Below are 13111 nucleotides of genomic sequence, written 5' to 3'. Positions count from 1 at the left end.
CGCCCGCGCGCGATCTCTTTACGCCTCAACCATCCAGGGGTACGGTCCAGCCGTCGCAAGCACTTGCAGCAACTTACCGCCGATTCTTGCTTGTCGAGCTCCTCAAGGGAGTCCCCCATGGAACGAGGCCCCACCCGACGGCTGCCGCGGCTCCTGGCCGTCGCCGCCGTCGCCGCCGTCACCGGCACGCTGCTGAGCCCGCTGGGACCGGCCGCCGCGTCGGCCGGAACGACGACCGGAACGACGGCCGGAACGACATCCGGCACGACGGCCGGCAACACCGCGACCGTCTTCTACTCCACGAAGACCAGGAACTGGTCCTCGTACCACCTCCACTACGCCCCCGACGGCGGCTCCTGGACCACCGTCCCCGGCACCGCCATGGAGCCCGCCTGCGCCGACTGGGTCAAGAAGACCGTCGACCTGGGCCCGGCGAGCGGCCTGCGGGCCACCTTCAACGACGGCAACGGCACCTGGGACAACAACGGCGGCGCGAACTACGCCCTCGGCACCGGGAACATCACCGTCAAGGACGGCGTCGTCGCCCACTCCGACCCCTGCGCCGGCTCCGGCACGCCCTCCCCCGCCCCGAACTCCGCCACCGTCTACTACTCGACCGAGGCGCTCGGCTGGTCGACGGCGAACCTGCACTACGCGCCCGCCGGCGGCTCCTGGACCACCGTGCCCGGCATCGGCATGCGGGCCGCGTGCGCCGGCTGGTGGAAGCAGACCGTCGCCCTCGGCGCGGCCACCTCCCTGAAGGCCGCCTTCAACAACGGCAACGGCACCTGGGACAACAACAACGGCGCCGACTACACCCTGCCCGCGGGCACCAGCACGGTGAAGAACCGGAAGGTCACCCCGAACGCCCAGGACCCCTGCGCCGCCGCCCCGCCCGACACCACGGCCCCCACCGCCCCGGCCGGGCTCACCGCGAAGGCCGACGGCGTCTCCGTCGTCCTTGGCTGGCAGCCGTCCACCGACGACTCGGGCGTCACCGGCTACCAGGTGACCCGCACCGGCGGCAGCGGCGGCACCATCGTCACCAGCGTCGGCTCGACCGTCCTGACCGACACCGGCCTGGCCGAGCGCACCACGTACCGCTACACCGTGCGGGCCGTCGACGCGGCCGGGAACGTCTCCGCCGCCTCCGCCCCCGCCGAGGCCACCACCGGCGCGAAACCGGCCGGGCCGGCGCCCGGGAAGCCGCTGGGCACCGACCCGCGCAAGGACCCGATCTACTTCGTCCTCACCGCCCGCTTCCACGACGGCGACCCCGCCAACAACCGGGGCGGCAGCCAGCACGTGAAGTCCGGCAACGCGGCGCACGGCGACCCCATGTTCCGGGGCGACTTCAAGGGTCTGGTCGAGCGGCTCGACTACATCAAGGCGCTCGGCTTCTCGGCTGTGTGGATCACCCCGGTGGTCCTCAACCGCTCGGACTACGACTACCACGGCTACCACGGCTGGGACTTCTACCGGGTCGACCCGCGTCTGGAGTCGGCGGGCGCCTCGTACCAGGACCTCATCGACGCCGCCCACGCCAAGGGCATGAAGATCTACCAGGACGTGGTCTACAACCACTCCTCCCGCTGGGGCGCCAAGGGCCTTTTCACGCCGACGGTCTACGGCGTGCGCGACTCCCAGTGGAGCTGGTACTACGACGAGCGGCAGACCGGCTTCGAGTACGACGGCCTGACCGTCGACGCCAGGAGCGGCAAGTCGTACTACAACGGCGACCTGTGGTCCACCGCCGAGCCGGCCGGCAACACCTGCCTGAACTGGGGCAGGCCCACCGGCGGCAAGAGCCCCGAGGGCTACACGATCTACAACTGCCAGTGGCCGTCGCCGACCTCCGGCATGTTCCCGAAGGCGCTCTACCACCCGTGCTGGATCGGCAACTGGGAGGGCGAGGACTCCCGTTCCTGCTGGCTGCACGAGGACCTCGCGGACTTCGACACCGAGAGCGCGACGGTGCAGAACCATCTGATCGGGGCGTACAACAAGTACATCGACATGGGCGTGGACGGCTTCCGCGTGGACACCGCCGTCCACATCCCGCGCACGACCTGGAACCGGCGCTTCCTGCCCGCCATCCAGGAGCGGGTGGCGCAGCGCCACGGCGCCGGCGCGGCCCGGAACTTCTTCGTCTTCGGCGAGGTCGCCGCCTTCGTCAACGACAAGTGGAACCGCGGCTCGGTCAACCACTCGGCGCAGTTCTACACGTGGAAGGAGCGCAAGGAATACGACGCCGACGACGCGAAGGCGAGCCTGGAGATGTACGCGTACGAGCAGCAGCTCGGCCCGTCCGGCCAGCCCACCAGCGACAACGCCTTTCTGCGGGGCAACGCCTACCACGCGCCCGACCATGCGCGGTTCTCCGGCATGCACATCATCGACATGCGCATGCACATGAACTTCGGCGACGCGCACAACGCCTTCTGGAACGGCAAGGACTCCGACGACAGCGTCAACGACGCCACGTACAACGTGGTCTACGTCGACAGCCACGACTACGGTCCGAACAAGAGCGCCGAGCGGTACGCGGGCGGCACCGACGCGTGGGCCGAGAACATGTCGCTGATGTGGACCTTCCGCGGGATCCCGACCCTCTCTTACGGCTCGGAGATCGAGTTCCAGGCCGGGAAGAAGATCGACTGCGGGCCGAGCTGTCCGCTGGCGACGACCGGCCGCGCCTACTTCGGTGACCACCTGGCCGGCCAGGTCACCGCCGCCGGTTTCTCGAAGGTGGCCTCCGCGAGCGGGGCGGTGGCGGCGACCCTGGAGAGGCCCCTGGTGAAGCACCTCCAGCGGCTGAACGAGATCCGCCGCGCGGTCCCGGCCCTGCAGTCGGGCCAGTACTCGACGGAGGGCGTCAGCGGAGGCATGGCCTTCAAGCGCCGCTACACCGACGGCGGAACCGACAGCTTCGCCCTGGTCACGGTCAGCGGCTCGGCCACGTACAGCGGCATCCCGAACGGCACGTACGTGGACGCGGTCACCGGTGACGTCAGGACGGTCACGAACGGCAGCCTCACCGTCGCCGCGCCCGGCAAGGGCAACCTGCGGGTCTACGTGCTCGGCGGCCCCGGGAAGATCGGCGCCGACGGCCCGTACCTGAAGTGATCCTCCGGCGGTCGGGCGGTCCCGGAGGACACCGCCTTCCGGGGCCGCCCGGCCCCCGCTCACGTACGGCGGCGCAGCAGGCCGTACGCGAGTCCGGCGGCGAGCAGGCAGAGCAGGGCCGCGCCGGTCGCGGCGGCGGCGATCGCGTCGGCGAAGGCCGCGCGGGCCGCGGCCAGGACCGGCGCCGGTGCCGTCAGGGCGCCGCCCAGGGTCTCGCGGGCGGCGGCCGGGGCACCCTCGGGCATGGCGGAGGTGTAGACGGCGGCACCGACGGAGCCGAGGAGCGCCATGCCGAGGGCGCCGCCCAGCTCCTGGCCGGACTCCAGGACGGCGGCCGCCGCACCGGCCCGCTCCGGCGGGGCGGCGCCGAGGGCGAGTTCGTTGCCGAGGGTCATGACGGTGACCAGACCGGCCGCGTAGAGGGCGCAGGCGGCCAGCACGACCCACAGCGGCGTGCCGAGGCCGACGGAGGTCAGCCACGCGAAGCCGGCCGCGGCGACGAGGAAGCCGCCCGTCACCACGTACGCCCGGTCGGTCCTACGGGCGAGCGCGGCGCCCGCCGGGGCGGCGGCCAGGACGCCCACGGTGGGAACCACGCTCCACAGGGCGGCCTCGAAGGGGCTCTGGCCGAGGACGGACTGGAGGTACTGGGTGAGGAAGACCGCGAAGCCGACGGTCGCCGCCATGGCGAGCAGGTTGACCAGGACGGACCCGCCGTAGGCCGGGCGGCGCAGCAGCTCCAGGTCGACCATGGGGTGGGCGAGCCGCCGCTGGCGGCGGAGGAAGACCGCGCCGAGGCAGAGGCCCGCGACGACGGCGAGCGCGGGCTCGGCCGCGAGGCCGTCCGCGGCGAACTCCTTGACGCCGTACACGGTCGGCAGCACCGCGCCGAGCGAGAGCAGCGCGCTCGGCCGGTCGAAGCGGCCGGCACGGTCCTTCGGCGCCCGGGAGTCCGGCAGCAGGACGGGTCCGAGGAGCAGCAGCAGCGCCATGGCGGGCAGGTTGACGACGAACACCGAGCCCCACCAGAAGTGTTCGAGCAGGGCGCCGCTGAGGACCGGGCCGAGGGAGACCCCTCCGGCCATGACGGCGGTCCAGGCGGTGACGGCCTTAGCGCGCTGGGTCTCGTCCCGGAAGAGGGTGCGGATCATGGCGAGGGTGGAGGGCATGAGGCAGGCTCCGCCGGCGCCGAGGAGGGCGCGGGCGGCGATGAGGGTGCCGGGACTGTCGGCGAGTGCGGCGGCCAGCGAGGCGGCGCCGAAGAGGGCCGCGCCGGCGAGCAGGACCCGGCGGCGGCCGACCCGGTCGCCGAGGGCGCCCAGGGGGATGAGGAGTCCGGCGAGCACGAAGCCGTACATGTCGAGGATCCACAGCTGGGCGGTGGCGCCCGGGCGGAGCTCGGCGGCGATGGCCGGGATGGCGAAGTAGAGGACGGAGACGTCCATGGAGACGAGGAGCAGGGGCAGCATCAGGACGGCGAGCGCGGTCCATTCGCGGCGTCCGGCGCGGTCGGCGCCGCCGGTGCGCGGGGGCGTGGTGAGCGTCATGCGGGGAGGGAAGCAGCGGGGTGCGTACGCCGCCAGCCGCGTGCTAGTGCACCGGGTCGGGCCGAGCGGAAAAGGCCGTGTCGCGGCGATGTACGGCGTGTCGGCCGCACTAGTACACTGCCCGGCCGTGACCACGCAGCCGCCCTACCTCGCGATCGCCGCCGAGATCGGCCGCCGGATCCGCTCGGGCGAGCTCTCCCCCGGCGACCGGGTGCCCTCCACGCGGGCCATCACCCGGGAGTGGGGCGTGGCGATGGCCACGGCCACCAAGGCGCTCGCGGCGCTGCGCCAGGAGGGTCTGGTGCGCGCGGAGCCGGGCGTCGGCACGGTGGTGGTGGCGACGCCGGGGGACGGGGCGGCGGCCGGGCTCTCCCGGGACCGGATCGTGCGGGCCGCGCTCGAACTCGCGGACGCGGAGGGCCTGGAGGCGCTCACCATGCGCCGGCTCGGGACCGCCCTGTCGGTCTCGACGATGGCGCTGTACCGCCATGTGCCGGGCAAGGGCGAGCTGGTGCGGCTGATGACGGACGCGGTCTGCGGCGAGGTTCCGATGGGGCCGGTTCCGGCCGACTGGCGGGCGGGGCTCGAGCACGCGGCGCGGTGGCTGCGCGGGGTGTACGCGCGGCACCGGTGGATGGCGCCCGCGATGGCGTCGTTCACCCGGCCGGTGGCCGCGCCCAACGCGATGGCGTACACGGAGTGGGTCCTCACCGCCCTCCAGGGCACCGGGCTGACGGCGGCGCAGAAGATCTACACCCATCTGACGCTCTTCGCCTATGTCCAAGGGGTGGGACTGGCCGACGACCTGGAGGAGCGGGCCCGGCAGGATTCGGGGATCTCGGACGGCGAGTGGATGGAACGGAACGAGCCACGGTTCGACGCGATCCAGTCGGCCGGTTCGTACCCTCTGCTCACCTCTCTCACCGAGGCGGAGGGGTTCGATCTGAGCCTGGAGACGCTCTTCGAATTCGGCCTGCGCAGAACCCTGGACGGCATCGCGGCCTTGATCGGCGAAACGTCCGCTTAACGAACACCCTCCTTCGGACAGCGGACGATTTCCGGCCAAGTTGTTGACGCGGTCCTGACAGCCGGGGTCCACAACTGCCAGTCTCTCCCCGGCTCTTCGCATCGATGTTCACCGCATCACTCGCACGTGTTCATCCGTTTGTGCTCCACAGCTCTGCTTGCTCCGCCCGGACGGCCCACCCAGCCCTCCGGTACCCCCCTCGCAAAAGGAGTCTGCGTGAGATCCACGCCCAGCCGTCGCGCCACCGCGACCGGCGCCCTGATCGCCGCCGCCGCCATGGTCGCCGTGACCGTCCAGACCGGCACCGCCACGGCCGACGGCGCCTCGACCGTCGCCCCCAAGGCCCAGGCCGCCGCCCAGGCGAACCCCGGCAAGCTGCCGGCCGACCTCTCCCCGGCCCAGCGCACCGCGCTGATCCGCGCCGCCCAGGCGGACACCGCCGCCACGGCGAAGCGGCTCGGCCTCGGCGCCCAGGAGAAGCTGGTCGTCCGCGACGTCGTCCAGGACCGCGACGGCACGACCCACACGCGCTACGAGCGCACCTTCGCGGGCCTGCCCGTCCTCGGCGGTGACCTGATCGTCGCCGAGACCAGGGCCGGAGCCACCACCTCCGTCACCAAGGCCACCCGCGCCGACATCACCCGGGTGGACACCACCGCGGCGACCATCGCCCCGGCCGCCGCCGAGAAGCAGGCCGTCGGCCTCGCGAAGGCGGAGGGCTCCAAGGAGACCAAGGCCGAGCGCGCCCCGCGCAAGGTCGTGTGGGCCGCCCAGGGCACCCCCGTCCTCGCCTACGAGACGGTCGTCGCCGGCATCCAGCACGACGGCACCCCGAGCGAGCTGCACGTCGTCACCGACGCGAAGACCGGCGCGAAGCTGTACGAGTGGGAGGGTGTCCACAACGGCACCGGCAACACCCAGTACGCCGGCACCGTCACCCTCGGGACCAGCGGCACCGGGCCCTACACGCTGACCGACGCCGCCCGCGGCAACCACAAGACGTACAACCTCAACCGCGGCACGTCCGGCACCGGCACCCTCTTCTCCGGCTCCGACGACGTCTGGGGCGACGGCACCCCGCAGAACCTGGAGACCGCGGGCGCCGACGCGCACTACGGCGCCGCGCTCACCTGGGACTACTACAAGAACGTGCACGGCCGCAACGGCATCCGCGGCGACGGCGTCGCCCCGTACTCCCGGGTGCACTACGGCAACGCGTACGTCAACGCCTTCTGGTCCGACTCCTGCTTCTGCATGACGTACGGCGACGGCGCGAACAACACCAAGCCGCTCACCTCCATCGACGTCGCCGCGCACGAGATGACCCACGGCCTCACCTCCAACACCGCGGGCCTCGTCTACAGCGGCGAGTCCGGCGGCCTCAACGAGGCGACCTCCGACATCTTCGCGGCGGCCGTCGAGTTCTACGCCAACAACGCCAAGGACCCCGGCGACTACCTGGTCGGCGAGAAGATCGACATCCGCGGCAACGGCACCCCGCTGCGCTACATGGACAAGCCCAGCAAGGACGGCTCGTCCAAGGACGCCTGGTACTCCGGCATCGGCTCGATCGACGTCCACTACTCCTCGGGCCCGGCCAACCACTGGTACTACCTGCTCTCCGAGGGCAGCGGCGTCAAGACCGTCAACGGCGTCACCTACGACTCGCCGACCTCCGACGGCCTGCCCGTCACCGGCATAGGCCGGGACAAGGCCTCGCTGATCTGGTTCAAGGCGCTCACCACCAAGTTCAGCTCCAACACCAACTACGCCGGCGCCCGCACGGGCACCGTCGCCGTGGCGACCGAGCTGTACGGCGCGGGCAGCGCCGAGGTGAAGGCGGTCGAGCACGCCTGGGCCGCCGTCAACGTCGGCTCCCGCCCCGGCGGCGACCCGGGCACCGGCAAGGTCTTCACCAACGACGCCGACGTGTCCATCCCGGACAACGGCGCCGCGGTGACCTCCTCCGTGACCGTCTCCGGCGTCACCGGCAACGCGCCGAGCAACCTCGCCGTCGGCGTGGACATCGTCCACACCTACAAGGGTGACCTCGTCGTCGACCTGATCGCCCCCGACGGCTCGGTCTACAACCTGCACAACCGCTCCGGCGGCAGCGCCGACAACATCTCCCAGACCTACACGGTCAACGCCTCCACCGAGGTCGCCAACGGCACCTGGAAGCTCCGCGTCCAGGACAAGGCCTCGATCGACACCGGCTACATCAACAGCTTCAAGCTGACCTTCCCGTAGGTCGGCGTCGGACCGGCGGTCCCCGGGGTGCGCTCACCCCGGGGGCCGCCGTCGTCATGCCGGGCCGCCGTAGGCTGGCCGGATGATCAGGGTCCTCCTTGCCGACGACGAGACGATGATCAGGGCCGGGGTGCGGGCGATCCTCGCGACCGACCCGGGGATCGAGGTGGTCGCCGAGGCGGGCGACGGGCACGAGGCGGTCGAGCTCGCCCTCCTCCACCGGCCCGACGTAGTCCTCCTCGACATCCGCATGCCCCGGCTCGACGGGCTCGGGGCCGCCGAGGAGCTGCGGCGGGCGGTGCCCGGGGCGGCGGTGGTGGTGCTCACCACCTTCTCCGAGGACGCCTACATCGAGCGGGCCCTCGGCAGCGGGGTCAGCGGGTTCCTGCTGAAGTCCGGCGACCCGCGCGAACTGGTCGCCGGGGTACGGGCGGTGGCCGAGGGCGCCGCGTTCCTCTCCCCCGCCGTCGCCCGCCGGGTCATCGACACCCTCGGCGGCGCCCGCTTCGCCCGCGCCGCCGACGCGCGCGCCCGGCTCGCCCCGCTGACCGGGCGGGAGCGGGAGGTGGTGGCACTGGTCGGCGCGGGCCTGTCCAACCAGGAGATCGCCGAGCGCCTGTACGTGGTCGAGGCCACCGTCAAGGCCCATGTGAGCGCGGTCCTGGGACGGATCGGGCTGCGCAACCGGGTGCAGCTGGCGGTCCTCGCCTACGAGGCGGGGCTGGTCCCCGATGCGTGAGCGGGCCCGGCGGCGGGTCCTCGACGTCCTGCTGTGGCTGCTGCTGAGCACCCCCGTGCTGCTCACCTCCGATCCGGACGACGGCGGCTCGTGGACCCGGGTGGCCCTCGGCGTGGTCCTCGCGGCGGTGTGCGTGGCGCTCGCCCGGCGGTGGCCGGTGGCGCCGCTCGCCGTCACGGTCGCGGTCTCGCTGTCCTTCGGACCGGAGCCGTTCGCGCCCTCGTACGTCGTCGCCCTGATCGCCTTCGGGTATCTCGCGGGGCGCCGCGCGGAACGGGCCCAGCCGGCCCTGTGGCTGTTCGGGGCGGTGCCGGTGGCCGGGCTCGTCGTGGTCCTCTGGACCGGCAGGGCCCTGGTCCACTGGTTCGCGCTGCTCCTGGCCCTCGCGCTGGCCGCCATCGCCCCCTGGCTGATCGGGCGGTACGCGCGGCAGTACGACCGGCTGGTGCGCAGCGGCTGGGAGCTGGCCGACCGGATGGAACGCGAGCAGGCGGCGGTCGCCGACCGGGAGCGGCTGCGCGAACGGTCCCGGATCGCGGGCGACATGCACGACTCCCTCGGCCACGAACTGGCCCTCCTCGCCCTGCGCGCGGGCGCCCTGGAACTGGACCCGGCACTCGGACCGGCCCAGCGGGAGGCGGCGGGCGAGCTGCGCCGGGCGGCGGGGGACGCCACCGCCCGGTTGCGGGACATCATCGGGGTGCTCCGCGAGGACGGCGAGGAGCCGCCGGTGGCCCCGCCGGACGAGACGGTCGCCGGCCTGGTCGCCCGCGCCCGGGCCTCCGGCCTGTCGGTCACGCTCACCGAGTCCGGGGCCGGGGGCAGGGGCGAGTCCGAGGCCGAGGGCGGGGCCGGGGGCGACTCGGCAGGGCCCCCGGCGGAGATGGCGGCCCGCGCGCTGCACCGCGTGGTGCAGGAGGGCCTGACGAACGCGGCCCGGCACGCGCCCGGCGCGCCCGTGAGCGTCGTCGTCGAGCAGGACGCACGCTCGCTGCGGGTGCGGGTGGTCAACGGCCCCGGAGCCGCGCCCTCCAGGGCCGCCTCGGGAGGCACCGGTCTGGTCGGGCTCGACGAGCGGGTGCGGCTCGCCGGCGGCTCACTGGCGCACGGGGCCACCGGCGACGGCGGGTTCGCGCTGACGGCCGAACTGCCGCTGCGGCCGCCCGCGCCGAGGCCCGCCGCACCCCGGTCGGCGCGGGAGCTGGACCTGGCGCGCCGGCAGGTGCGGCGGGGCCTCGCGCGGGCGATCTGGATCCCGCTCGCGCTGCTCGGCGGGCTCGGGCTGCTGATGGCGGGCGTCGCCCTGTACACCCAGCACCAGTCGTATCTGGAGCCGGAGGACTACGCCCGTATCGAGGTGGGCCGGAGCCGCGCCGAGGTCGCCCCGCTGCTGCCGGACCGCCCGCTCGACGGACGGCCGCACCGCGTGCCGGCGGAGCCGCCCGGCACGGACGAGTGCGTGTACTACCGCTCGACGATGCTGGCTGCGATCCCGGTGTACCGGCTCTGCTACACCGACGGGCGACTGACCGGCAAGGCGCTGCTGCCATGAGGGCCCGGGTGCGGTGAGGACCCGGGTGCGGTGAGGACCCGGGTGTGGTGAGGACCCGGGTGCGGTGAGGACCCGGGTGCGGTGAGGAGGACCCGGCGGCCGCGAAGGCCGGCCGCCGCGAGGCCCGGTCACCGTGAGCGCCCGCGGCCGGGCCCTGACAGCGGCGGCCCCCGAGGGCTTCCGGGGTTTCGGCGCAGCCGAGGCCCCGGAAGCCCTCACCCACGTCCCCCGGCCCCCCGGGCCCGCCCGCACCGCCTCACCGCATCAGCAGTCCCGCCCCCTCCCCCGTCGTCTCCGTCGGCAGTGCCACGAGACCCAGCTCCGCCGGGTGCACCAGGGACGGGTGGGCGGGCAGCACCCGGACCGTGCAGCCGAAGGGGCCGGTGCGGTCCAGCGAGAGGGCGCCCGCGTAGGGGATGCGGCCTTCCAGGTCCGGGCCGCCCGCCGGCTTCAGGACGCTGGTCCGCGCGTCGAGGAGCCGGTCGTCGGCGTCCACCCGGCCCGTCACGGCCTGCACCTCGACGTCCTCGGGGCCGAGGTCGCCGAGCGCCACCCGGACCCGGACGGCCGGGGTCGCCCCCAGCTCCGCGTCCGCCTCCTCCAGGTCGTCACCGACCTCCACGTGGTCGACGGACACCTTCGGCCAGGCCGCGCGCACCCGGGCCTTCCAGGCGGCAAGCTCCCGGGCCGTGTCCGGGCCGAGCGCCCGCTGGTCGGCGGCCGCGGGGGCGTACAGCCGCTCCACGTACTCCCGGACCATGCGGTCGGCGAGGACCTTCGGGCCGAGGTCGGTGAGGGTGCGCCGGACCATCGCCGTCCAGCCGGCCGGCACCCCGTCGGGGCCCCGGTCGTAGAAGCGGGGCGCGACCCGGTTCTCGATCAGTTCGTACAGCGCGGCGGCCTCCAGGTCGTCCCTGCGGTCCTCGTCGAGGGCCGCGGCCCCGTCGGCGGTCGGGATGGCCCAGCCGAAGTCGGGCTCGAACCACTCGTCCCACCAGCCGTCCAGGACGGACAGGTTGAGGCAGCCGTTCAGGGCGGCCTTCATCCCGCTGGTCCCGCAGGCCTCCAGGGGCCGCAGCGGATTGTTCAGCCACACGTCACAGCCGGGGTAGAGCCCGCGGGCCATGCCCATCCCGTAGTCGGGCAGGAAGACGATCCGGTGGCGCACCCGCGGGTCGTCGGCGAACCGGACCAGCTCCCGCACCAGCTTCTTCCCGCCGTCGTCCCGGGGGTGCGCCTTGCCCGCGACGACCAGCTGGACGGGCCGCTCGGGGTGCAGCAGCAGCGCCCGCAGCCGGTCCTTGTCGCGCAGCATCAGCGTCAGCCGCTTGTACGAGGGGACCCGGCGGGCGAAGCCGATGGTGAGCACGTCGGGGTCGAGGACGGTGTCGGTCCAGCCGAGTTCGGCGGCCGCGGCACCCCGCTGCCGCCAGGACTCCCGCACCCTGCGCCGTACGTCCGTCACGAGCCGTCCCCGCAGGGTGCGGCGCAGCTCCCACAGTTCCCGGTCGCCGGCGTCCGGGCCGAGCCGGGCGACCTCGGGGGCCGTCCAGGTCGGGGCGTGGACGCCGTTGGTGATCGAGGTGAGCGGCAGCTCCTCGGGGTCGAAGCCCGGCCACAGACCGGCGAACATGGCGCGGCTGACCGCGCCATGGAGGGTGGACACGCCGTTGGCGCGCCGGGCGAGCCTGAGGCCCATGGCGGCCATGTTGAAGACGCCGGGCTCGCCGCCGAGCGCGGTCTCGTCGCCGAGGGCGAGGATCCGGCCGGTGTCGACGCCGGGCAGCGCGCCGTCCTCGCCGAGGTGGCGGGCGACCAGGGCGCGGTCGAAGCGGTCGATGCCGGCGGGCACGGGGGTGTGGGTGGTGAACACGGTGCCGGCCCGCACGAGCTCCAGGGCCGTGTCGAAGTCGAGGCCCTGGCACCCGAGTTCGCGGATGCGTTCGAGGCCGAGGAAGCCGGCGTGGCCCTCGTTGGTGTGGAAGACCTCGGGCGCCGGCGTGCCGGTGAGCCGGGTGTACGTGCGCACGGCGCGCACGCCGCCGATGCCGAGCAGCATCTCCTGGAGGAGCCGGTGCTCGCTGCCACCGCCGTAGAGCCGGTCGGTGACCTCGCGTTCGCCGGGGGCGTTCTCCTCGACGTCGGAGTCGAGCATGAGCAGCGGCACCCGGCCGACCTGCGCGGTCCAGATGTGGGCGTGCAGGCTGCGCCCGCCGGGCAGGGCGAGGGTGACCCGGGCGGGGCTGCCGTCGGGCTCGCGGAGCAGGGCGACGGGGAGCTCTCCCGGGTCGAGCACCGGATAGTGCTCCTGCTGCCAGCCGTCGCGGGAGAGGGACTGGCGGAAGTAGCCGTGGCGGTAGAGCAGACCGACGCCGACGAGCGGGACGCCGAGGTCGCTGGCGGCCTTGAGGTGGTCGCCGGCGAGGATGCCGAGGCCGCCGGAGTACTGCGGCAGGGCGGCGGTGACGCCGAACTCGGGCGAGAAGTAGGCGATGGCGGCGGGCGGCTCGCCGGGCTGCCGCTGGTACCAGCGGGGTTCGGTCAGATAGCGGTCGAGGTCCTCGGCCGCCTCCCGCAGCCTGGCCAGGAAGTCCTGGTCGGCGGCGAGCGCGGCGAGCCGCCCGGCGCCGATGGAGCCGAGCGCGCGGACGGGGTCGCCGTCGGCGGCGCGCAGCACCTCGGGATCGACGGTCTCGAAGAGTTCACGGGTGGGTTCGTGCCAGGACCAGCGCAGGTTGCGCGCCAGGTCGGCGAGGGGTCGAAGGGTGTCGGGGAGGACGGGACGCACGGTGAATCGACGGATAGCCTTCACGTGTTCCACCTTCGCAGGCCGTGACGGACCGGAGCGGAAGCACCACGCTGTGCCGCCG

The 13111-nt window shown here is 73.6% G+C and carries 7 protein-coding genes; 5 read left to right on the top strand and 2 right to left on the bottom strand.

Annotated features, from left to right (window positions below):
• Positions 1 to 117 precede the first annotated feature (117 nt).
• Positions 118 to 3126 (top strand): carbohydrate binding domain-containing protein, encoded by a 3009-nt coding sequence (locus tag ABTZ91_RS08115; RefSeq protein WP_352076292.1) that lies wholly within the window; start codon positions 118 to 120, stop codon positions 3124 to 3126.
• A 59-nt stretch (positions 3127 to 3185) separates the two neighbouring features.
• On the opposite strand, the gene ABTZ91_RS08110 is transcribed toward ABTZ91_RS08115, so the two are convergent.
• A complete protein-coding gene (locus tag ABTZ91_RS08110; RefSeq protein WP_352076291.1) occupies positions 3186 to 4673 on the bottom strand; it encodes an MFS transporter in 1488 nt (495 codons plus the stop codon).
• Between the two features lie 127 nt (positions 4674 to 4800).
• Between ABTZ91_RS08110 and ABTZ91_RS08105 the strand changes: the two genes are divergently transcribed.
• From ABTZ91_RS08105 to ABTZ91_RS08090, 4 genes are all read left to right on the top strand, one after another.
• Positions 4801 to 5700, top strand: a complete 900-nt coding sequence (locus tag ABTZ91_RS08105) for a TetR/AcrR family transcriptional regulator C-terminal domain-containing protein (RefSeq protein WP_352076290.1) — start codon at positions 4801 to 4803, stop codon at positions 5698 to 5700.
• 216 nt (positions 5701 to 5916) lie between these two features.
• On the top strand, positions 5917 to 7950 hold the full coding sequence (locus tag ABTZ91_RS08100) for a M4 family metallopeptidase (protein WP_352076289.1): 2034 nt from the start codon (positions 5917 to 5919) through the stop codon (positions 7948 to 7950).
• A gap of 82 nt (positions 7951 to 8032) precedes the next feature.
• Positions 8033 to 8689: a response regulator transcription factor gene (locus tag ABTZ91_RS08095; RefSeq protein WP_352076288.1), complete on the top strand. Its 657-nt coding sequence runs from the start codon at positions 8033 to 8035 to the stop codon at positions 8687 to 8689.
• Complete coding sequence (locus tag ABTZ91_RS08090; protein ID WP_352076287.1) at positions 8682 to 10241, top strand: histidine kinase; 1560 nt, start codon at positions 8682 to 8684, stop codon at positions 10239 to 10241. Before ABTZ91_RS08095 ends, ABTZ91_RS08090 begins: the two co-directional genes overlap by 8 nt.
• Positions 10242 to 10497: 256 nt before the next feature.
• Here the strand turns inward: ABTZ91_RS08090 and glgP are convergent, their stop codons facing one another.
• Positions 10498 to 13053 (bottom strand): alpha-glucan family phosphorylase, encoded by a 2556-nt coding sequence (gene glgP / locus ABTZ91_RS08085; protein ID WP_352076286.1) that lies wholly within the window; start codon positions 13051 to 13053, stop codon positions 10498 to 10500.
• Between the last annotated feature and the right edge of the window lie 58 nt (positions 13054 to 13111).

It is taken from the genome of Streptomyces sp. NPDC126499, from assembly GCF_040302485.1.
GTDB lineage: Bacteria > Actinomycetota > Actinomycetes > Streptomycetales > Streptomycetaceae > Streptomyces.
Note: the sequence above shows the minus strand (reverse complement) of the source record. Positions and strands in the feature narration are given on the sequence as shown.

What these genes read in the sequence shown, in the direction of transcription:
- ABTZ91_RS08090 (WP_352076287.1), top strand. Translation starts at nt 8,682, where the DNA reads ATGCGTGAGCGGGCCCGGCGGCGGGTCCTCGACGTCCTGCTGTGGCTG.
- ABTZ91_RS08095 (WP_352076288.1), top strand. Translation starts at nt 8,033, where the DNA reads ATGATCAGGGTCCTCCTTGCCGACGACGAGACGATGATCAGGGCCGGG.
- ABTZ91_RS08110 (WP_352076291.1), bottom strand. Translation starts at nt 4,673, where the DNA reads ATGACGCTCACCACGCCCCCGCGCACCGGCGGCGCCGACCGCGCCGGA.
- ABTZ91_RS08115 (WP_352076292.1), top strand. Translation starts at nt 118, where the DNA reads ATGGAACGAGGCCCCACCCGACGGCTGCCGCGGCTCCTGGCCGTCGCC.